Source organism: Methylobacterium mesophilicum SR1.6/6 (assembly GCF_000364445.2).
Taxonomy (GTDB): Bacteria; Pseudomonadota; Alphaproteobacteria; order Rhizobiales; family Beijerinckiaceae; genus Methylobacterium; species Methylobacterium mesophilicum_A.
The window spans coordinates 2,050,345-2,070,413 of sequence record NZ_CP043538.1 but is presented as its reverse complement, the minus strand read 5'-3'; the positions used below and the strand labels follow the sequence as shown (position 1 = coordinate 2,070,413).

Here is a 20,069-nt window from a genome sequence, read left to right as displayed (position 1 = left end):
CACACTGGAGGCCTTCCAATGTCCGCAAGCCGCCGTCAGATCCTGCTCTCCGGAGGCGCCGGCCTCGTCGGGCTGGTCTCCGGCCTCGCCCGCCCGGGCCTCAGCCGCGCCGCCGACCGGCCGGTCCTGACCCACGGCCTGCAATCGGGCGATGTCGGCACCGACTCGGCAATGGTCTGGGCCCGCGCCGACCGGCCGTCCCGCGCGATCATCGAGTGGGCCACCACCGAGAGCTTTGCCGAGATCCGCGGCGGCGTCTTCGCCGACGCCCTTCCGGAGACCGACGGGACCGTGAAGGTGGCGCTGACCGGCCTGCCCGCCGGCCAGGACGTGTTCTACCGGGTCCGCCTCCAGGATATCGCCGCGCCGACCATCGTCGGCCAGGGGCAGGTCGGGCGGTTCCGCACCGCGCCGGCCGACCGGCGCTCGGTCTCGTTCTGCTGGTCGGGCGATACGGCCGGCCAGGGCTGGGGCATCGACGAGGCCCGCGGCGGCATGACGATCTATTCCGCCATCCTGAAGAACCGGCCGGACTTCTTCATCCATTCCGGCGACACGATCTACGCCGACGGGCCGATCCAGGCCGAGGTGAAGCTCCCCGACGGCAGCCTCTGGCGCAACCGCGTCACCGAGGACGTCGCCAAGCCGGCCGAGACCCTCGCGGAGTTCCGGGGCCGCCACAAGTACAACCTCACCGACCGGAACGTGCTGGCGATGAACGCCGCCGTGCCGATCCTGGCGCAGTGGGATGACCACGAGGTCACCAACAACTGGTGGCCGGGCGAGCCCCTCACCCGCGCCGAGCACCTCAAGAAGAAATACACCGACCCGAACGCGCTGGCCCTGCAGCTGCGGGCGTCACGCGCCTTCCACGAATACATGCCGATGCGCTTCGAGCCGGCCGAGCCCGGCCGGGTCTACCGGAAGATCGGCTACGGGCCGCTGGTCGACGTGTTCATGCTCGACATGCGCTCCTACCGGGGCCCGAACGGCGACAACACGCAGACGGCGTACGGGCCCGAGTCCTACTTCCTCGGGCCGCAGCAGCTCGCGTGGCTGAAGCGGGCGCTGCTCGACTCGCGCGCCACCTGGAAGGTGATCGCCGCCGACATGCCGCTCGGCCTCGTGGTCACCTACGACACCGACCGCAATTTCGGCTCGGAGGCGGTGGCGCAGGGCGACGGGCCGCCGCTGGGCCGCGAGCTGGAGATCGCCGACCTGCTGCGCTTCATCAAGAGCGCGGGCATCCGCAACACGGTCTGGCTCACCGCCGACGTGCACTACACGGCCGCCCACTACTACGACCCCGGCAAGGCGCAGTTCCAGGATTTCGATCCGTTCTGGGAGTTCGTCTCCGGGCCGCTGCACGCCGGCACCTTCGGGCCGAACGCGCTCGACAACACGTTCGGGCCGCAGCTGCGCTACGTGAAGGCGCCCGACAAGGGACAGGTGAACCTGTCGCCGGCCGCCGGCTACCAGTTCTTCGGCCACGTGGCGGTGGACGGCGCCACCGAGCAGATGACCGTGACGCTGAAGGACGCCGCCGACACCGACCTCTGGCACGTCACGCTCGATCCCGCGAAGGCGTGAGGCGGGCACCCCTGCAAGCGTGCGAATTCACAGGACGCCTTGCAGCTCGAACGAAGGCTTGGAGGCGGGAATCCCCGCGCCCCGCTCGCGGGGAGAGGGCCGCGTCTCCCCCTTGCTGGGGAGCGCGGCGAGGCGGCAGCCGAGGGTGAGGGGGCGGTTCAGGACGAGCCTCTTCCTGAGGCGCCCCCTCACCGCCGCTCCGGCTGCGCCTCCGCTTCCCGCGCGGACGACGAGGTCCGCGCGGGCCTCTCCCCGCAAGCGGGGAGAGGGGGAACGTCCCCCTACGCCATCGTGATGTAGTCCCGCAGCGCCTGATGCTCGGCCTCGACGGTGGCGATCTTGCGGGCCACCACGTCGCCGATCGACACGAGGCCGATCAGCCGGCCGTCCTCGCAGACCGGCACGTGGCGGAAGCGGCCCTCGGTCATCAGCGTCATGACCTCCTCGATCGTCGTGCTCTTGCCGCAGGTGGTGACGTCCGCGGTCATGTGGGTCGAGGCCGGCGCGTCGAAGGCCGAGCCCCCGTGCCGGGCCAGCGCCCGCATGATGTCGCGCTCGGAGATGATGCCGGCCACCGCCCCGTCCGGATGCGCCACCACGAGGGCGCCGATCCGCTTGTCGGCCAGGATCTGGATCACCTCGTCGAGGGTCTTGTCGGGGCTCACGGTGACGACGGAGCTGCCCTTCTCGGCGAGGATGCGTGCGACGGTCATGGATCTCTCCCTTGTGACGCGGCCGGTGCGCCGTCAGCCCGCGGCGCCTTGGTTACGCTGGTGTCCGGGTGAGCCCGGCTTCTTCACATTGTGGCGAGTGTGTGTCCGATCCGCCGCGTTGGCAAGGTGCTCAGTGCGGCCGCGCCTCCCGCGGGTCGAGCAGCGGGAACAGCAGGAAGCCCACGATGAAACCGCCCAGATGCGCGTCCCACGCGATGGCGGCGTTCTCGCCGACGAGGGGCACGCTGACGAGGCCGAACAGCAGGTTGGTCAGCAGCCAGATCGCCAGGAATGACACGGCGGTCCGGTTGCGCAGGAGCTCCGGGATCGTCTCGGCGGCCCGGTGCGGCGGCAGCTGCCAGGACGGGCCCCGGTAGCCCGAGGCCGGCGGCTGGAACACGAACCGGGCGGCGGCGGCCATCAGGGCCGAGATGCCTGCCGAGGCGCCGACCAGCGGCCCCGCGCTCAGGGGATCGACCAGCACGTGCAGCACGCCGCCGGCCGCCGTGCCGGCCAGGGCCAGGGCGCCGAAGCGCAGGGCCCCGCAGCGCCGGGCCACCGGCGATCCGAAGGCGGCGAGCCAGACGCTGTTGAAGATCACGTGCATCCACGAGCCGTGCAGCAACGCGTAGGTGACCAGCGTCCACGGCTGGAGCGCGTGCTCGCCCACGATGTAGCGGGCGAAGGCTTCGCGCGCAGCGTCCAGGCTGGCATCGCCGCCATCGGCCGCCGCGCGGATCACCTCGGAGGCCCGGCCGGGATCGAACCACACCGTCCAGCGGGCGGGGACGAGGGCGAGATCGAGGACGACGCGGATGTCGAGCGTATCCGGCAGCAGGAACTCGCGCACCGCCTGGATCAGCAGGAGCAGCCCGATCGAGAGCGTCACCACCCCCGGCATGTTGAAGACGGGCACGCGGCTCTGCCGCGGAAATTCGGGGGAGGCATCCATCGCGGCACCATGTCGGGGCTCGGGGCGGATGGGCAAGCCCCGGCGATCTATTGACGCTCGCGGATGAAGACGGCGCGTCTCAAATTCTCAGTCGATATAGGGTTAACAGCCAAGCTGTCTTGGAACTCAGCAGCTTCGCGGCCTCCGCCGGCTCGGATGCGCGATGCCGGCGACGCCGGCGCCCAGAACCTTGTGGCGCCCGGAATCCGATTCAGCCACAAGCCGCCCCCGGACAGCGTCCGCGAATCGAACGGCACGGGGCGTGCGCGGCGACGCCGTGAGAGCCCGGTTCGGCCGGCCACAGCCTCGCGGATGTGCCAGATCGACCCAGGGATGAACAACAGGCGTTTAGAGTCGGGACACCGATGAAGAATCCCACCAGCCGCATGCTTCACGCCTACTGGGAGCGTCTGCGCGGCGAGCGTTCCGCGCCGGAGCGGGCCGAGATCGAGCCGGGCGAGATCCGCCACCTCCTCGCCGACAGCCTGATCCTCGAGCTCGACATGGCCGCGCGCGCCGCCACCGTCCGGCTCGCCGGGACGCGGGTCTGCGCCCTCTACGGCCAGGAACTGAAGGGCGCGCCCTTCGCCCGGCTCTGGGGCTCGCAGGCGCCCGACCCCTGGCGCATCGTGGAGATCGTCGCAACCGATACGCTCGGCGTCGTGGCGGGCCTGCGCGCCACCAACACGGCCGGCGAAGCCGCGGACCTCGAACTCCTGCTCCTGCCGCTGCGGCACCGCGGCCGCACCCAGGTCCGGGCGCTCGGCACCCTCAGCCTCGACGGCGCGCCGCCCTGGATCGGCCTGCGCCCGCTGGTTCAGGCGGAGACCACGTCCCTGCGCATCCTGCCGAGCCGGAGGCCGGAGGCCGGACCGCCTGCGCGGCCGGCGGTCCGATCCGGGGCCGGCTATCCGGGACCGGTGCGCCGCGGCCACCTCTTCGTCCACGCGGGCGGCCGGATTTGAGGAGTATTCCTGACCTAGATCAATTCGAACCCCCGATTATGACTATTTTACACGAACAACAGAGATCACAGCATCGCAGTCACTCGGCCGGTCTGCGGTGGTGCTTGATCGCCGAAATATCCGCGCGAAAGGCGCGGAACTGAAGGAGGAAAAGGGTTTCGTAACCGTCGGATTCTAGTCTGCAGCTTCGATTATCGCGGCGCAGGGCCAATTTCTGGATGATCGCGGTCGACGCCACCGCCAGACGAGAGTTTCGCGCGGCCCCCGAGCCGGCGCGCGGTGCCGCCGATGCGCGCCGTCACCAGCGGGTGCGGGTCGCCGTCCTCGGCCGCTACATGCTGGCCGACCGCCGGGAATATCCGTGCCAGACGGTGGACATGTCACCGGGCGGCGTGCGCCTGACCTGCGCCGTGCTGGGCGAGGTCGGCGAGCGGGTGGTGCTGTACCTGGAGCATATCGGCCGGATCGAGGGCACGATCGCCCGCCACTGCGCGGACGGGTTCGCGGTCCAGCTCAACGCCACGCCGCGCAAGCGCGACAAGCTCGCCTCGCAGCTGACGTGGCTCGCCAACCGGGAGATCCTGGGCCTGCCGGAGGGGCGCTCCCACGAGCGCCTCGTGCCGACCCACACGGCGGTGCTCCTGCGGCTCGACGGCGGGCGCGAGATCCCGGCCCGGCTCATCGACATCTCGATGTCGGGCGTCGCGATCGCCTGCCCGGCCACGCTGCCGCTCGGCGCCGCCGTGACTGTGGGCAGCACCCCGGGGCGGCTGGTCCGCTACTTCGAGGGCGGCTTCGGCGTCCAGTTCCTGCTGCCGCTCTCCCCCGACCGCTTCCACGCCGGGATGACGCTGTAGGGCGTCCCCGGCCGGTCGTCGCCCGGGTGCCCGACCTCAGATCTTCTTGGCGAGCTGCGCCGCGGTGTCCTCCGCCGGGCGCGACAGGTCCAGGGCGCCGAGGAAGCGGTTCCGGGCGTCCATCACGTAGACCAGGGCGGTGTGCTCCATCGTGTAGTCGCCCTCCTTGCCGGGGACCTTGCGGGCATAGGCGCGGTAGGCCTTCTCGGCGGCGGCGACCTGCTCGGGGCTGCCGGTGAGGCCGGTGATGCGCGGGTCGAAGCTCGACAGGTAGGTCTTCAGGCTCGCCGGATCGTCGCGCTCGGGGTCAACCGTGATGAAGGCGACCCGCATCCCCTTGCCCTTCGGCCCCAGGGCGGCCAGCACGTCGGAGATCTGCTGCAGGGTTGTCGGGCACACGTCCGGACAATGGGTGAAGCCGAAGAACAGGAGATGCGTCGCCCCGGCGAAGTCGCGCTCGGTGACCGTGCGGCCGTCCTGATCCACCAGGGTGAACGGGCCGCCGACACCGGGCACGCCCACCGGCGCCTTCTCGGGCAGGAAGGCGAACACCGCCGCGCCGGTCAGGCCGACGAGGCCGAGGCAGAAGGCGAGAAGCGGGACGAGGGCGCGGCGCATGGAACAGGTTCCGACCTCCGGACGGGGGCCGGCACAGCACAGAACAGCGCGTCGAGGCAAGCCGGCACGGTGCCGCCTTGCCTTGGCGTGCTGCCGTCAGGGCTTCCGCGCCGTCTCCCCGGCGGGGCTGGCGGGGGCGGCGCCCTTCGGCGGCTCCTTGCCGAGATAGACGTATTCCGGCGCGGCGCGGAGCTGGTCCTTGGTCGTGTCGATCCGGGCCTGGAGGGTCTTGTCGTCGGTCCGGTCGAGCTTGAGCACGGAGGGATCGACCGCGACGTATTTCGAGCCGATCCCCAGGAAGCCGCCGACCCCGATGATCCAGGCCTTCACGGCGCCCTTCTGGTCCAGGACGAAATCGGCGATCTGCCCGATCGTCTCGTTGGCGCCGTTCACGACGCTCGAACCGATCAGCTTGCTGGCCACCATGTCGTCGGGGGTCTGGGCCACGAAGGTCGGGCGCAGGCTGTCGGCCATGGTGGCGGGCTGGCCGGGCACCGGGGTCGCGGCGCTGCCGCCGTCCGCGTTGGGGCCGGCATTCTGCGCCGCGGCGGTGGCGAGGCCGGCCAGCAGGAGGGCCGAGGCGAGGAGCGGGATGCGCATCGGAGCAGGTCTTTCGGACGGGAGCCGCGGACGAGGGTCGCGCCGCCTCAAGGTTCCGGCGGGGTTTAAGTTCCGCGCATTCTCGCGGGACTTCGGCGGGTCTCGGGGCCGGCGCGGCGGTTTGCCGGCTGCGCATCGGCGATGCCGGACTTTGACGGTCGGGCGTCCGGCCGCCACAAGGCCGGTGCCATGCTCCGCCTCGCGATCTACCAGCCCGACATCCCGCAGAACACCGGCACGATGCTGCGCATGGCCGCCTGCCTGGGCCTGGCGGTGGAGATCGTGGAGCCGGCGGGCTTCGACGTCTCGGACCGGCACCTGCGCCGCTCCGGCCTCGACTACCTCGACCACGTGGCGATCACCCGGCACCGCTCCTTCGCGGCCTTCGCGGCGTGGCGGGCCGAGGCCGGGATCCGGCTCGTCCTCGCCACCACGTCGGGTGCCCTGCCCTACACGGATTTCGCCTTCCGCCCGGACGATTGCCTGATGGTCGGGCGCGAATCCGCCGGCGTGCCGGAGGCGGTCCACGCGGCGGCCGATGCCCGGGTGGTGGTGCCGATCCGGCCGGGCCTGCGCTCCCTCAACGTCGCGGTGGCGGCCGCGATGATCGCCGGCGAGGCCCTGCGGCAGACGGCGGGGCCAGCGCGGCCTGACGTCTAGGATCCGCCTTCAGGATCCGCCGGCCGTGCGCGCAGCGGCGCGCGACCCTGCCCGGTCGTGTGGTGCAGATCGTGGGGTCTGCGCGGGCCGTGACGAACCGGCCGCGGCCCTTCGTCGGCGCACGGCGTATGCGCGATCGTCCGCATGCCGGCGGCCATGCCTGGAACCGGAAGCCCCGCGACGCCGGCTGATGATGCGCCGTCAGGCCGCGACGCGCGCGTGCCGGCCACGGCCCTTGCGCCGGAGAAAAGCGAAGGTCGCCCCAGCCAGCAGCAGACCGACGCCCGTGTTCACCGCGGGCGACGGCGCACCACCGGATCCGCCACCGGATCCGCTGCTGACACCACCGCCACCGCCACTCGGGATTGCGGCGAGCAGAGCCTCCAGGAGATTGGCGTTCGCCTCCAGCGTGGGCGCGCTGCCGGACCCACTGCCGGCTCCACTGCCGGCTCCTGGCGCCGAGGAGAACAGAGCCTCCAAGGACCCCGTACCCTGCGCGAGACCAAATTCGCCCGCGCCATTCCCGAAAGCCTGTCCACCAATCCCGTTAGGACTGGCGGTCGAATTACTGACACTGTAATATAAAGCATTCCCTCCATTGCCGATCGGCGAATAACCGGGATTTGCGCGGGTGAAGCCGCCGACGGATATATTATTTCCGCCCGAGACATAACCGCCGATATTCAAGCTGTAAGATTGCCCGATCAGATCATAAGGATCCGAGCCGGTCGATATCACCGTCGTGGCGGATCCACCCGCCGCCGAAAGGGTGCTGCTTCCATGGGCCGAACGTACCCCGAGATCCCGGCGTGCACGGGCCTTTTCGAGTCGGCCGTCGCTCCAGAGTTGAAGGGCGTTCATGTCGTCCGTCGCCAGCACGGTTCGACACGCCGAACTCGTCGTCGCGCAGGCGTTGAAGGTCCCGTGCAGCGCCTCGACGACGGTCCTGTCCTTTTCAGAAACGATGTGGACAACGGTGCCTCGGATGCCGATCGTCGCCAGGGGGGTCCGCAGCTGATATTTGTCGGCCGTGTGCGGGCCGCCGGACGCGATCCGCATCGCTCCGGAGAGAAGGCTCAGCCCGATCTGCAACACGGTCTTGTCCGCGTCGTAGACGTAATTATCGAGCTTGACTGTCGAGTTCGGAAAAATCTTCAGCGTCGTCTTATCGGTGAACTGAAGTATGACAGCACCGATGCCGCCGGTCTGCACGACGTCGTCTTTGAACACATCAATCCCGACCTGCAGACGTCGCTCCTCCTGTTCGACCGACGTGCTCTTGACATCGGGCACCACGAGTTCCGCCTTGCCGATATTCATCGTCCTCCCGAAGGCGGTGCCGTCGAGCAGAAGACCAGCCATGGCGGTGGCGCAACAGACTCGAACAGCGGGCTTCACGGGGCCTCCGGTCGAAGGGCGTCGAGATTCTTGTCGCCGATCTCTGCTCAGCAGATACAATCTTCCCGTTCAGTATAGCAGCGCGTACTCAGTGTCCATCGCGACACAGCGATTGCATTTCTGCTTTCAGCCGGATGGGCTTTCTCTCAAATCAATCAGCCAAGCTTCCCACGGGCTGCGCGACAGACACCGTCCCACGCGATGGGCGGAGGATCCGACATGGAGACCTCCGTCCATTCTCCGCAGGGGCGGTGCAGGCCATCAATGCGCACGCCTGTCGCAAGTTGCATTGCCGCGAGAGGGCCGACCGTCGCGAAACCGGTCGCCTCGGTCCTTCATGCACGCCGGCGCGACGGCCGGACCCGGCCGATCGCAGCGGACCTGATCTGCGGCCCTCCGGCTCGGTGGGCGCGTTTTCGGTGCGGCTCCGACGAACACCGCGGAGGGACCTCGACCGCGCCCTCAGTCCGGCCGGTCCAGACCCTGGTGGCGCGAAGGGGAGGCCGACCCGCCAGGGGCGGTCAGGGCGTCAGAGGGTTGTGGCCGCCCGCTGCCGTCGCGTCGGCTGGATCATCGCCTCCAGCTCCAGCAGCTTGTTGAGTTCCGCCTCGGTCAGCAGACCCTCCTCCAGAACGAGGTCGGCGACCGGCCGGTTCTCCTTCAGTGCGCGCTGCGCCACGCGCGAACTCGCCTCGTAGCCCAGCGTCGGGGCGAGCGCCGTCACCAGCCCGATCGAGCCCTGGACGAGGGCGCGGCAACGCTCCCGGTCGGCCTCGATGCCGTCCACGCAGCGCTTCGTGAGCGTATCCACCGCCGCCGTGAGCATGCGCAGCGAGGAGAGCACGCAGTAGCCGATCGTCGGCTCGAAGGCGTTGAGCTGCAATTGCCCGCCCTCGGCGCACAGCGTCACGGTCAGATCCTGGCCGATGACCATGTAGGCGACTTGGTTCACCACCTCGGGGATCACCGGGTTGACCTTGCCCGGCATGATCGAGGAGCCGGCCTGCACGGCCGGAAGCCGGATCTCGCCAAAACCCGTCCGCGGGCCGGACGACAGCAGCCGCAGGTCGTTGCAGATCTTCGACAGCTTGACCGCCACCCGCTTGAGCGTCCCCGAAAACAGCACGAAGGCGCCGAGATCCGACGTCGCTTCGATCAGGTTCGAGGCCAGCACCATCGGCTGGCCAGAGACGCGCGAGAGTTCCTCGACGGCGAGCGCGGCGTAGCGCGGATCCGCGTTGATCCCGGTGCCGATCGCCGTGGCCCCGAGGTTCACCTCGCGGAACAGCCCGACGATCTCGCCCAGGCGCGCCACATCCTCCTTGAGGGTGGCGTGGAAGCCGTCGAATTCCTGGCCGAGCGTCATCGGCACGGCGTCCTGAAGCTGGGTGCGCCCCATCTTGAGCACGTCGGCGAACTCCACCGCCTTGCCCTTGAAGGCGTAGGCGAGGTCATCGAGCGCCTTGATGAGCGGCTGCGTCCCGAAAATCACCGCCAGCCGGAGAGCGGTCGGGTAGGCGTCGTTGGTGCTCTGCGCCATGTTCACGTCGTCATTGGGATGGAGCGCGGCGTAGTCGCCCGGCTTCCGTCCCATCAGGCCGAGCGCCACGTTGGCGATGACCTCGTTGGTATTCATGTTGGTCGAGGTGCCGGCGCCGCCCTGGATGGCATCGACCACGAAGGCGGCGTCGTAGCTGCGGTCCTCGGCGACCACGGTGCAGGCCCGGTCGATCAGGTCGGCCTTGCCCGGCTCGAGGTAGCCGAGGCGTCGGTTCGCGCGGGCGGCGGCCTGTTTCACCAGGGCGAGCGCCCGGACGAATTCCGGGAAATGGCCGACCGGCACGCCCGTGATCGGGAAGTTGGTCACCGCGCGCTTGGTGTGGATGCCCCAGAGCGCGTCCGCCGGGACCTCACCATCGCCGAGCAGATCGTGCTCGGAGCGGGTCCTGGCGGGCTCCAGTTCCACGGTTCGCACGGTGGCGACCGCGATCTCGGCGGATGGGGCTGCCTGGGTCGGCGCGGCCGGCGCCGCCGCTCCCGTTCTCCGGCCCGCACTGGGATGCTTCCGCGCCATGTGACTGCCCCCGTTTCAGGTGTTCGCCTTGCGGTCTTCAGAGATCGCCCGCTCGATTATTGTCGTTCCGGCCGTCCTCCGCATCCGGACGCGCGTGCCGTCAGCGACAGAACCGGCATGTGCGTCGCGCCTTGGCGCCGCTCCCTCGGCGCCTCGGGCCACGACCGGGGCGCCCCAGACCTGCCGGATGTCGGCGCTCGCGCGGCGCCGAGCCTGCGGTCGGCGTTCCGGAGCTGCTCCTGCGTGGCCGGATCCTGTGCGGTCAGGGCGCTCTCTGCCGAAAGGGACGCCGCATCGGCGCCGGAGAGCGCGTCACGACAGAGGCGTGGAGTTGTGCCCGATGGCAACGCGCACGGTACGCGACAGGACCCAGTCGGACGGTGTTCCCGCGGATCCCACCCATCCCCGTCATCCTGAGGTGCGGCGCAGCCGCCTCGAGGGAACACTCCAGGGATCGCGCGGCTGGCTGGAGGGCTCCTTCGAGGACTCGCTGCGCCCCGGCACCTCAGGATGAGGAGGCGAACTGGACAGCCGAACCGAGGCGTCCTGGCTTGGGTCGTGTCCCGTGCGCAACGTGATCGGGCACGGCTTTAATAGCGGTCCTCCGCCGAAATTCCCGCGCCAGGGTTGAGCTCGAGCGGTGCTTCGACTGTGGCGTCCGGCTCGCGCGGCGGCGCGGGCCGGCGCGGCTTGTTCATGGGAGCCGCCGGCGCGGGGGCCGGCTTCGCTTTCGGGGTGGCTCCGGGCGGTCCTTGCGGTCCGCGCGGACCAGGGGGGCCGGCCAGACCATCGCTGCCCGGGGCACCGCGGGCACCCTGCTTCCCTTCCGGACCGGGCGGACCTTGGATCCCGGGCGCGCCCACCGGCCCGGTTTGGCCGATCGGTCCAGCTTCACCTTTCGGACCGGGCGGCCCGGGCGGCCCGGGCGGCCCGGCCGGACCCGCGAGGCTGGGTCCCTGCGGGCCGCGCTGGCCGCACTCGCCGACCACCACATCACGCGCCTCGCTCGCCGTGCGGAGCGCCACGATGCAGGTCGGGGGGTGATAGACGACGTGGAATTCGAAATAGCCGCGCCGGTCGGATTTCTGGGAAAAGCGTCCGTCGAGGAGAACTTCAGCGTCGAGCTCGTCGGAATGGCCCAAAATCCAAAGCTCACCGCCGGTGATCTTGGCCGCCTCGATCTTTATTTCTGCCGTCGCGCGCGAAATCTGCGCGAAGAACACCAGGATGCCGAGCGCAGCCGAACCATATTTGACGTGTCGCAGCATCGGCCGATCCAAAGCATATCGAACCCAAGATGCATAAAAATTGTGGCACAACAATAATCCAAGGCGTCGACCGAGGACTTCACCGGGGATTACGGACCCTCCACGCCGCGCTGCAGCGCACCCTGTGCCGGACCACGCCGCTGGAGGCGCGCGAGCCGCCAGGTCGGGTCGCCGGCAGTCTCGACGCGCGGAGCGCAGCGTAGCGGCGACGCGCGATGGTCCGCGCACGGGAGTCGGAACGCGGCAACGGATCCCGCCTCGCCCACTTGGTACGATAGACTCCGCCCACCGTGAGACGCACCCCGTGGAAGACCCCGCCTTCAGGCCCTCCCGGCGCCACGCCGATCTCGGGGCCGCCTTCTTCGATGCCGTGACGCCGGCCCGGTTCCCGCAGACGATCCTGCGCTACCGCAACCAGGCCTGGGCGGAGCGGGTCGGCCTCGGCGGCCTCTCCGAGGCGGACTGGATCGCCCATTTCGGCCGGTTCGAGCCCCTGCCCGGCAGCTTCGAGAGCCCGCTGGCGCTGCGCTACCACGGCCACCAGTTCCGCTCCTACAATCCGGAGCTCGGGGACGGCCGCGGCTTCCTGTTCGCTCAGCTCCACGACCGGGCGGACGGGCGCCTCCTCGACCTCGGCACCAAGGGCAGCGGCACCACGCCCTGGTCGCGCGGTGCCGACGGGCGCCTCACCCTGAAGGGCGGCGTGCGCGAGGTGCTGGCGACAGCGCTCCTGGAGGCGCAGGGCGTCTACACCTCGAAGAGCTTCAGCCTGATCGAGACCGGGGAGGATCTCGTGCGCGGCGACGAGCCCTCGCCGGCCCGCTCCTCCGTGCTGGTGCGCCTGTCCCACGGGCACATCCGCATCGGGACCTTCCAGCGCTTCCTGGCGCTCGGCGAGACCGACAACATCGCCCGGCTCCTCGACCACACCATCGAGACCCACCGGCCGGAGCTCTGGCGGGAGCGCCTGGAGGACAGAGGCGTCGCCTTCCTGGAGGACGTCGTCGCCCGCGTGGGCCGCCTCGGGGCGCAGTGGGCGGCCGCGGGTTTCGTCCACGGAGTCCTCAACAGCGACAACATCAACGTCACCGGCGAGAGCTTCGATTACGGCCCCTGGCGCTTCCTGCCCCATTTCGACCCGGACTTCACCGCGGCTTATTTCGACGAGACAGGGCTCTACAGCTTCGGCCGCCAGCCGGAGGCCTTGTACTGGAACCTCTGCCGGCTCGCCGACTGCCTGCTGACCCTGGCACCCCAGGCGCGTCTGGAATCCGCGCTCTCGCGCTTCGGGCCGGCCCTGCAGGAGGCCTTCGCGCAGGCTCTGTTCCGCCGGCTCGGCCTCGCCGCGGCGCCGCAGCCGGAGACCGACCGGTTGGTGTCCGCGGTCTGGCGGTTCCTGGCCGAGACGCAGGCCCCCTTCGAGCGGTTCTTCTTCGACTGGTACGGAGGCCTCGCGAGCGCTGATCGCGCGCAGGCCGGGCCGTCCGCGACCCATTACCGCGCCGAGGCCTTCGCGCCGGTGCGGACCGCGCTGGGGCCGCTCGCGCCCGCGCCGGGGGCGCGGCTCGACCACCCCTACTTCGCGGAGGCGCCCTGCACGCTCCTGATCGACGAGGTGGAGGCGTTGTGGGCGCCGATCGCCGCGGCGGACGACTGGTCCCAGTTCGCCGCCAAGCTCGACGCGGTGGCCCGGATGGCCGAGGCCTGCGGCACGGCGCCCGCATCGGCCTGAGCCGCCTCCTCCGCCAGGCGGCGGCGCTCCTCCGCGTAGCCCCCCGCGATGGCGAGGTCGACCAGCCGCCGGGTCAGCCGGAAGGCCAGCCAGAACAGGGCGAGGCAGACGAACGTCGCGGCGGCAGCCTTGAGCGGGTCCACGGGGTTCCTCCGGTGATCTCCCTCCGATGACGGGGTCCTCATAGAGCCGACGTGGCGCGGGACGCAATTCGACTTCGTGCCGAGATCAATTTCGAAGCCGTCATCCGGCAGGGCCGAGCACCCGTGCGAGCGGAGCGATCCGACCCCGCGCCCTCGTGAGTTCGGGGCGCTTCCGCGTTGCCTCGCGCTGCCTGCAAAGTCGGTCTGCAAGGCCGTGTGCAAGCCCGTGTGCAAGCCCGGGCGGGCAACCGGGGGCCGACACGACACCGGATCATGCTATGCCGCGCCACGGCCGGACCACCCGATCCGGCCGTTGAGGCCCACCGATCAGGCGATCCCCTTGCGCGAGACCTTCCACATCGAAGTCCTCGGACCGGATCCGGACGAGATCCAGACCCGGATCTCCGTGCGCGTCGGCAGCCTGGAGAGCGCGCAGGAGCGGGCGCTGCGCCTGTTCGCGCGGGCCCGGGTACCCCAGCGCGCGGGCGAGCCGGCCGAGGCCGTCCGGGTGATCGACGGCGCCGGCCGAGAGGTCTTCTATCGCACGCGGTTCGACGAGGGCGACTGAGGCCCGGGAGGTCGCGGATGCGCTGGAGCCTGATCCCCCTCGGCCTCGTCCTCCCGGCCGGCGCGCTGTTCCTGCGCGGCTAGACCCTGCCACCGGGCGCCCGACCGGAGGGGCGGCACCACGCTCCTGCTGACCTGGCCCAACCGCCCGGCCTCCGGCAGCCCCCGCGCCGACTGCCTCGCCGGGTCGGCGGATCAGCCGGTCCTGCCCTGCCTGATCGCCTCCGTCGTCCGGGGGCGCGACGACGGGTACGTGCTGATGCCATGCCCCTTCCGCGACCTGCTACGGCCTGTCCGGCCGGATCGCCGTCATGGGGCAGGATGCAGCGGCGGCGCGGGCGCGGCTGGAGCCGATCGCCCGGTTGAGCTGGTGAGCTGGGCCTCGCGCGCCCGGGCCGCCCGCGCCTTCGCAACGCGTTCCCTGGCCCGCTCCAGCGCCCGGGCCAGCGGGAACAGCGGATCGCGCCCCGCCTCCACCAGAAGATGGGCGATGTCGCGCCGCTCCATCCAGAAAGCGGAGCCGAGGGCGAAGTCCGGCGGCGCGCAGGAATCGATCCGGTCGATCGGCCAATCGCCCGCGGCCACCGCCTCGGTCAGGCGGTGGACGAGCTGGACGCCGGGCGCGGCCTCCGGCCGCGTCTCGTCGTGCGCGATCTTCAGGACCCAGGCCTCGGCGCCGGTGACCGGCAGGATCATGGCGGCGAGCGTCCGCTCGCCGCGGCGCAGGCGGGCGACGCGCACCCCGCCCTCGGCGCCGAGATCGGCCAGCGCCGCGCGCAGGAACGCCACCTCCTCCGGCCGGTGCCCCAGCCCCGTGCCCGCCCGGTCCTTCCAGCCGGCCGCCTCGAGGGCGACGTAGGCGTCCAGGGCGGCGTCGATGGCGGCGGGCGCGTCGAGGATCTCGAACGCCACCGGACCGTCCGCCTCCAGGAGCGCGCGGGCGCGGCGCAGCTTGCGCCGACGTTGGCCGGACAGGTGATCGAGATAGGCGGGCCGGTCCTCCGGCGCGCGCGCGGTCAGGTCGAGCATCCCGCGCGCGTGGGGCCAGTAGCCGGCATGGCGCAGGCCCAGATCCGTCAGAAGGTCGGCCAGCGGCCCGTCGGCGGGCGCGTTGGGCAGGAGGAGACGCGGCGGCAGGCCGAGCGCCCGCGGGGCGGCGAGCAGGGCCGCCAGGGCGGCCGCCGGATCGGCGCGATCGAGGAGCGGCGCGCCGAACGGGCAGTAGCCGTGGGTCCAGCCCATCAGGAGCGGCAGCGGCACGCCCCAGCGCCGCCACGACACCCGGAACGGCCAGGCGGCGCGGAGCCGGACTCCGGCTGCCTCGGGGGACCGGTCGGCCACGATCAGGAGCCGCACGCCGGCCCCGAACGCGTCGCGGGCGGCCAGCGCGTAGCCGGCCTCGTAGAACGGGTTTCGCACCATCGCGGCCGCGCCGAGGGCCCGCCAGGCCGGGATCCAGGGCTGCCCCGGGTCGAGGGACCGGACCGCCGCCACGAGGCCTCCGGCAAGCGTGGCGGTGGTGCGCATGGGCGATCCTCAGGCGGCCAGCCGGTGGCGGATCGCGCCGGCGAAGCCGAGCACGTCGTAGCGCCACGCGGCCGCGCCCGCCGCCACGGCGAGGAGGACGAGGCGCAGCACCTGCCCCGGCACCATGAGTCCGCCCGGCACGAGGCCGATCCCGGCATTCACCGCGGCGCACGCGAGGGCGATGCCGGCGATGCCGGCCATGTCGGCCAGGGGCAGCGGCATCGTCGTGCCGGCCCGCCGGGCGCCGAGCACCAGCACGAGGCAGGCCGCCGTCTGCCCGCCCGCGAAGGCGAGCGCCGCGCCGGCGGCGCCGAGCCGCGGGATCAGCAGCAGCGACAGGGCCGCCACCGCGACGAGCGTCGCGAAGGCGGCGGCCGCCTCGAGCCGGCTGGAGCGGGTGAAGTAGATCACCTGCCCGAAATAGTAGGCGCGGAACATCATCAGGATGCTCGCCAGGATCAGCACCGGGGCGAGCTGGCGCGCCTCCGCCCGGTAGTCCGGCCCGAGCAGGATCGTGACGACGACGTCGTCGAAGGCGAGGAAGAACACCGCCCCGAAGGCCGCGATCAGCGTCATGGCGCGGGCGGCGTCGCTCAGGACGCCCAGGGCGCCGGCCATGTCGCCCGCCCGGGCCTCGCGCTTGGCGATCGAGATCAGCGACAGGGCGATCGCCTCCCCGAACACGATGAAGCTCTGCCGGAGGAAGTCGGCGAGCGCCCCATAGGCACCGAGCCCGGCCGGCCCCACCGTCTTGGCGATGATCAGCCGGTCGAGGCTCTGGGCCAGCGCCGCCGTCCCGAAGGAGAGCACCAGCGGCCAGCCGTAGGCGAACAGGCGCAGGGCCTCGGCCCGGCTGCCGCGCCCGGGCATCATCGGCGCCGTGGTGGCGGCGGCCGGCAGGGCCGCCAGGGCATTGGCGGCGGCCACCGCGTAGGCGAGGTGCAGCGGATCCTCCGAGAGTTTCAGTGCGAGGCTGCCGAGGCCGAGGATCAGCACGGCGCGGCTCATCACCGAGGCCGCCACCGCGCCGGCCTGCAGGCGCGTGCGGGCGATCTCGGTGGAGCCCTCGAACAGGGTCGTGCCGAAGGCGAGCGCCAGGATCGCCGCGGCGGTCCCGGCCGACACGAGGCCGAGCGCGACCGCGAGGGCGCTGCCGAAGCCCGCGAGCAGCAGCGTGCCGGCGAGGATCCGCACCACGGTGCCAACCTGCGCGGGCGCGCGGGCCTCGTCGTAGAGGGCGAAGAACGCGAATTTCGGCCACTGGCAGGTCGCCCCGTAGAGCACCAGCGCCCAGGACACGACGTACAGGTAGCTGCCGTAGCTCTCCACCGGCGCGAGCCGCGTGAACACCGCCACCGAGGCCATGTTCAGGCCGGCGGCGAAGCCGCGGGAGCCGACATAGATCAGGCTGTGCCGGGCGATCATCGGTCGGGCATCAGCACCGGACTTGGCCCCCGGCGGGAGAGGATGGGGGCGACGGACGGGACATTTCCGGACAGGTCACATCCCTCACCCGGCTCTCCGCGCACGCAGCACTGTCCCAGCGGTCCGCGGGCCTTGCCGAGACCCGCGCCCCACGCGTCCGATCTTCCTCCACGTCCCTTAAGAAGACGGCCACCCTGCCGGCGATTGCGGACAGATTCCACTCCGTCCCGGGACGGATCGGTCCCGCGGCGGGACAGAGCGCGAGGGTTTCGGGCATGACGGCCTGCCCGGTGCAGCCGTTATGCCGGACACCATGCCGGGGCGCCTCAGCGCCCTCCGCCTCGCCGGATCAGCGAGGTGCCGGTCATCTCCGGCGGCCGGTCGAGGCCCATCAGGTCGAGGAGGGTCGGCGCCACGTCGGCCAGACGACCGTCGGCGAGCGACACGCCCCCGACGCCCACCAACGTCACCGGCACCGGGTTGAGCGTGTGCGCGGTGTGGGGATCGCCGGTCTTCGCATCGCGCATCACCTCGCAATTGCCGTGGTCGGCGGTGACCAGAAGCGCCCCGCCCTGCGCCGTCACCGCTTCGACGACGCGGCCCAGGCAGGCATCGACCGTCTCCACCGCCGTCACGGCGGCGGCGAGGCTGCCGGTATGGCCTACCATGTCGGGATTGGCGAAGTTCAGGATGATCAGGTCGTAGCGACCCGCGCCGATCGCCTCCACGGCGCGATCGGTGAGCTCCGGCGCCGACATCTCCGGCTGCAGGTCGTAGGTCGCCACCTTCGGCGAGGGCACCAGGATCGCGTCCTGCCCCTCGAAGGGTTCCTCGCGGCCGCCGTTCATGAAGTAGGTGACGTGCGGGTACTTCTCGGTCTCGGCCATCCGCAGCTGCCGGAGCCCGGCCCGCGCCACCGTCTCGCCGAGGCCGTTCGGCAGGTCGAGGGGCCCGAACAGGGTGTCGGCCAAGGCGTCGATCTCGACGCTGTACTGGACGATGCCCAGCGCGGCCGCGAACCGGACGGTCTGCGCGCGGGGGAAGCCCGCGAAGGCCGGATCGAGCAGCGCCTCCAGGATCTGCCGGGTGCGGTCCGCGCGGAAGTTGAAGCTCAGGATGCCGTCGCCGTCCCGCATGCCGGCGTAATCGCCGATGATCGCGGGCCGCATGAACTCGTCGGAGACATCCTCGGCGTAGGAGGCGGCCACCGCCTGCCCGGCCCGGGCGAAGCGGGTGCCGCGCGCCGCCGTCAGGGCGTCGTAGGCGAGCTGGACGCGCTCCCAGCGCGTATCGCGGTCCATCGCGTAGTAGCGCCCGCACAGGGTGGCGATCCGCGCCCCGCTCGGGAGCGCCGCCGCCACCGTGGCGACGCAGGCGGCGGCGGAGCGGGGCGGCATGTCCCGCCCGTCCGTGAAGCCGTGGAGCCGGACCGGCACACCGGCCGCCACCACCGTGCGCGCCAGCGCAACCGCGTGGTCCTGGTGCGCGTGGACGCCGCCCGGGGACAGGAGGCCGACGAGGTGGCAGGTGCCGCCGGAGGCGCGCAAAGCCTCGATGAACCGCACGAGGGCCGGGTTCTTCGCGAGCGAGCCGTCCGCGATGGCGGTATCGATGCGGGGCAGATCCTGCAGGACCACCCGGCCCGCGCCGATGTTGAGATGCCCAACCTCGGAATTGCCCATCTGCCCCTCGGGCAGGCCGACATCGGCGCCGAAGGTCCGCAGCTGCGCCCGGGGGCGATCCCGCATCAGTCCGTCGAAGACCGGGGTCCGGGCCTGCTGGACGGCGTTGTCGGCGACCTCGTCCCGGAGTCCCCAGCCGTCGAGGATCACGAGCATCACGGGGCGCGGGGTGCTGTCGGGCACGGTCACAATTCTCCTGCACGTCCGCACGACGTGTGCGGGCGGACCTTCCGGGCGCCACGTGGCCGGCCCCGTGCGCGTGTCGATAATCGGCTTGGCCACGCGAGACTACCGCGGCGGGCGGGTAAAAGGCGACCGCCGTGAGAGAGCCTCCGCATTCTGACATGCCACGCCCTCCGATCGGGTTCGGGCAACCTGAGGGAAGCGGGAGCCGGACGCAGCGCAAAATTCAACGAATGAACTGAATAAAAAGCAACCTGATTGAGTGACGGCCGACAAATACCGTGCTAATTCAGTAAAACTGTACGTGACGGGAAACCAGTCGCCGTGTTGCCGCCCGAAGCTCCGCAGACCGACATGAGCGCGACCCTGGCGCTCGACATGATCGGCCGCGCCTATCTGGCGCTGGCGCTTCTGTACGAAACGGCACATCCCGGCGAGTTCGGCGACGTCCAGCAGAAGATCCGCGCCTACGTGGAGGACAATTTCCGCATCATCCAGGAGACAAGCCGGGCCGGAACGCTCGGTCTCGGGACGGTCGATGGCGCCTCCCATCTTGTGAACAGCGTCCTCACCGAGGTCGAACACAAGATCGCTACGATGATCAGGCCTTCACGATATCTGCGCGGAGAAACGACTGCTTGAAACAACGTTCCCCCGTCGGCGAGTGTGGCCGTCAAGCCATAAGACCCCGAGAATTGGTCGAACTCTGGAGCGTTCTATAATCGTCCCCCCCGATTTCATCGACAGTCTTAACCGGGCATGTTACCCGGCGGGCGGGTAGCAATAAAATATAAGCGGGACGATGGGCAGCGACGATTGTCACCAGGTCACGCGCAGCGCGGATGTCGCGCTGGAGGTCCTGGTCCGGGCCTATCATGCCCTCGCGGTGGTCTACGAGCTCGCGAGCCCGGGCGCCTACACGGCGCTCCACGACAAGATGATGCCCTACCTGCTCGACAGCTTCCGGCAGGGAACGTCGCACGGGATCGCCGATCCGCAGACGGCCGAGTTGATCTCCCGGGCGCTGGAGCGCGTCCGGACGGTGCTGGACGATGTCGGGACCGACGTGGCGGCCGTCCGGCTCAGCGGGGACGAGCGCAACCGGTAAACCTCGC

At 70.9% G+C, this 20,069-nt stretch carries 18 protein-coding genes; 8 read left to right on the top strand and 10 right to left on the bottom strand.

What is annotated here, in order from left to right; all coding sequences use genetic code 11:
* Positions 1-18 precede the first annotated feature (18 nt).
* Positions 19-1,590 carry an alkaline phosphatase D family protein gene (locus MMSR116_RS09740; RefSeq protein ID WP_010684945.1) on the top strand — a complete coding sequence of 524 codons (1,572 nt, stop codon included), beginning with the start codon at positions 19-21 and terminating at the stop codon, positions 1,588-1,590.
* A gap of 281 nt (positions 1,591-1,871) precedes the next feature.
* Here the strand turns inward: MMSR116_RS09740 and MMSR116_RS09735 are convergent, their stop codons facing one another.
* Positions 1,872-2,303 carry a CBS domain-containing protein gene (locus MMSR116_RS09735; protein WP_010684944.1) on the bottom strand — a complete coding sequence of 144 codons (432 nt, stop codon included), beginning with the start codon at positions 2,301-2,303 and terminating at the stop codon, positions 1,872-1,874.
* 130 nt (positions 2,304-2,433) lie between these two features.
* A complete protein-coding gene (locus MMSR116_RS09730) occupies positions 2,434-3,255 on the bottom strand; it encodes a rhomboid family intramembrane serine protease (protein WP_010684943.1) in 822 nt (273 codons plus the stop codon).
* 365 nt (positions 3,256-3,620) lie between these two features.
* Between MMSR116_RS09730 and MMSR116_RS09725 the strand changes: the two genes are divergently transcribed.
* Together MMSR116_RS09725 and MMSR116_RS09720 are read left to right on the top strand one after the other, a co-directional pair.
* A complete protein-coding gene (locus MMSR116_RS09725) occupies positions 3,621-4,220 on the top strand; it encodes a PAS domain-containing protein (protein WP_010684942.1) in 600 nt (199 codons plus the stop codon).
* Between the two features lie 218 nt (positions 4,221-4,438).
* Positions 4,439-5,077: a PilZ domain-containing protein gene (locus MMSR116_RS09720; protein ID WP_010684941.1), complete on the top strand. Its 639-nt coding sequence runs from the start codon at positions 4,439-4,441 to the stop codon at positions 5,075-5,077.
* Positions 5,078-5,113: 36 nt separating this feature from the next.
* Here MMSR116_RS09720 and MMSR116_RS09715 read toward each other — a convergent pair whose 3' ends face one another.
* Both MMSR116_RS09715 and MMSR116_RS09710 read right to left on the bottom strand, forming a co-directional pair.
* Entirely contained in the window at positions 5,114-5,695 is a 582-nt protein-coding gene (locus MMSR116_RS09715; protein WP_010684940.1) for an SCO family protein, read from the bottom strand.
* Positions 5,696-5,791: 96 nt separating this feature from the next.
* Positions 5,792-6,295 (bottom strand): PRC-barrel domain-containing protein, encoded by a 504-nt coding sequence (locus tag MMSR116_RS09710; RefSeq protein WP_010684939.1) that lies wholly within the window; start codon positions 6,293-6,295, stop codon positions 5,792-5,794.
* Positions 6,296-6,484: 189 nt separating this feature from the next.
* On the opposite strand from MMSR116_RS09710, the gene MMSR116_RS09705 reads away from it, so the two are divergent.
* Positions 6,485-6,955 carry a tRNA (cytidine(34)-2'-O)-methyltransferase gene (locus MMSR116_RS09705; protein WP_010684938.1) on the top strand — a complete coding sequence of 157 codons (471 nt, stop codon included), beginning with the start codon at positions 6,485-6,487 and terminating at the stop codon, positions 6,953-6,955.
* Positions 6,956-7,156: 201 nt separating this feature from the next.
* Here the strand turns inward: MMSR116_RS09705 and MMSR116_RS09700 are convergent, their stop codons facing one another.
* The 3 genes from MMSR116_RS09700 to MMSR116_RS32235 form a co-directional block, all read right to left on the bottom strand.
* Positions 7,157-8,353, bottom strand: coding sequence for a FecR family protein (locus MMSR116_RS09700; RefSeq protein ID WP_158168660.1), 1,197 nt, complete (start codon positions 8,351-8,353; stop codon positions 7,157-7,159).
* Positions 8,354-8,882: 529 nt separating this feature from the next.
* Positions 8,883-10,427: an aspartate ammonia-lyase gene (locus MMSR116_RS09695; RefSeq protein ID WP_010684936.1), complete on the bottom strand. Its 1,545-nt coding sequence runs from the start codon at positions 10,425-10,427 to the stop codon at positions 8,883-8,885.
* Positions 10,428-11,017: 590 nt separating this feature from the next.
* Positions 11,018-11,695: a collagen-like protein gene (locus MMSR116_RS32235; protein WP_010684934.1), complete on the bottom strand. Its 678-nt coding sequence runs from the start codon at positions 11,693-11,695 to the stop codon at positions 11,018-11,020.
* A gap of 304 nt (positions 11,696-11,999) precedes the next feature.
* Here MMSR116_RS32235 and MMSR116_RS09685 point away from each other — a divergent pair, with 304 nt between their 5' ends.
* Positions 12,000-13,427, top strand: a complete 1,428-nt coding sequence (locus MMSR116_RS09685) for a protein adenylyltransferase SelO (RefSeq protein WP_010684933.1) — start codon at positions 12,000-12,002, stop codon at positions 13,425-13,427.
* A gap of 483 nt (positions 13,428-13,910) precedes the next feature.
* Complete coding sequence (locus MMSR116_RS09680) at positions 13,911-14,138, top strand: hypothetical protein (protein ID WP_010684932.1); 228 nt, start codon at positions 13,911-13,913, stop codon at positions 14,136-14,138.
* A gap of 308 nt (positions 14,139-14,446) precedes the next feature.
* Here MMSR116_RS09680 and MMSR116_RS09675 read toward each other — a convergent pair whose 3' ends face one another.
* From MMSR116_RS09675 to gpmI, 3 genes are all read right to left on the bottom strand, one after another.
* On the bottom strand, positions 14,447-15,664 hold the full coding sequence (locus MMSR116_RS09675; RefSeq protein ID WP_010684931.1) for a GNAT family N-acetyltransferase: 1,218 nt from the start codon (positions 15,662-15,664) through the stop codon (positions 14,447-14,449).
* Between the two features lie 9 nt (positions 15,665-15,673).
* Entirely contained in the window at positions 15,674-17,089 is a 1,416-nt protein-coding gene (locus MMSR116_RS09670; RefSeq protein ID WP_010684930.1) for a lipopolysaccharide biosynthesis protein, read from the bottom strand.
* A gap of 326 nt (positions 17,090-17,415) precedes the next feature.
* Complete coding sequence (gene gpmI, locus MMSR116_RS09665) at positions 17,416-18,927, bottom strand: 2,3-bisphosphoglycerate-independent phosphoglycerate mutase (protein WP_039893791.1); 1,512 nt, start codon at positions 18,925-18,927, stop codon at positions 17,416-17,418.
* A gap of 381 nt (positions 18,928-19,308) precedes the next feature.
* Between gpmI and MMSR116_RS09660 the strand changes: the two genes are divergently transcribed.
* Both MMSR116_RS09660 and MMSR116_RS09655 read left to right on the top strand, forming a co-directional pair.
* A complete protein-coding gene (locus MMSR116_RS09660; RefSeq protein ID WP_039893788.1) occupies positions 19,309-19,596 on the top strand; it encodes a hypothetical protein in 288 nt (95 codons plus the stop codon).
* Positions 19,597-19,756: 160 nt separating this feature from the next.
* Positions 19,757-20,062, top strand: a complete 306-nt coding sequence (locus tag MMSR116_RS09655; protein WP_010684927.1) for a hypothetical protein — start codon at positions 19,757-19,759, stop codon at positions 20,060-20,062.
* Positions 20,063-20,069 lie beyond the last annotated feature (7 nt).

Coding starts and splice junctions, on each gene's coding strand:
- MMSR116_RS09670 (WP_010684930.1), bottom strand. CDS start 17,089: ATGATCGCCCGGCACAGCCTGATCTATGTCGGCTCCCGCGGCTTCGCC.
- MMSR116_RS09715 (WP_010684940.1), bottom strand. CDS start 5,695: ATGCGCCGCGCCCTCGTCCCGCTTCTCGCCTTCTGCCTCGGCCTCGTC.
- MMSR116_RS09725 (WP_010684942.1), top strand. CDS start 3,621: ATGAAGAATCCCACCAGCCGCATGCTTCACGCCTACTGGGAGCGTCTG.
- MMSR116_RS09735 (WP_010684944.1), bottom strand. CDS start 2,303: ATGACCGTCGCACGCATCCTCGCCGAGAAGGGCAGCTCCGTCGTCACC.
- MMSR116_RS32235 (WP_010684934.1), bottom strand. CDS start 11,695: ATGCTGCGACACGTCAAATATGGTTCGGCTGCGCTCGGCATCCTGGTG.
- MMSR116_RS09655 (WP_010684927.1), top strand. CDS start 19,757: ATGGGCAGCGACGATTGTCACCAGGTCACGCGCAGCGCGGATGTCGCG.
- gpmI (WP_039893791.1), bottom strand. CDS start 18,927: ATGCTCGTGATCCTCGACGGCTGGGGACTCCGGGACGAGGTCGCCGAC.
- MMSR116_RS09705 (WP_010684938.1), top strand. CDS start 6,485: ATGCTCCGCCTCGCGATCTACCAGCCCGACATCCCGCAGAACACCGGC.
- MMSR116_RS09695 (WP_010684936.1), bottom strand. CDS start 10,427: ATGGCGCGGAAGCATCCCAGTGCGGGCCGGAGAACGGGAGCGGCGGCG.
- MMSR116_RS09730 (WP_010684943.1), bottom strand. CDS start 3,255: ATGGATGCCTCCCCCGAATTTCCGCGGCAGAGCCGCGTGCCCGTCTTC.
- MMSR116_RS09740 (WP_010684945.1), top strand. CDS start 19: ATGTCCGCAAGCCGCCGTCAGATCCTGCTCTCCGGAGGCGCCGGCCTC.
- MMSR116_RS09660 (WP_039893788.1), top strand. CDS start 19,309: ATGAGCGCGACCCTGGCGCTCGACATGATCGGCCGCGCCTATCTGGCG.
- MMSR116_RS09720 (WP_010684941.1), top strand. CDS start 4,439: ATGATCGCGGTCGACGCCACCGCCAGACGAGAGTTTCGCGCGGCCCCC.
- MMSR116_RS09675 (WP_010684931.1), bottom strand. CDS start 15,664: ATGCGCACCACCGCCACGCTTGCCGGAGGCCTCGTGGCGGCGGTCCGG.
- MMSR116_RS09710 (WP_010684939.1), bottom strand. CDS start 6,295: ATGCGCATCCCGCTCCTCGCCTCGGCCCTCCTGCTGGCCGGCCTCGCC.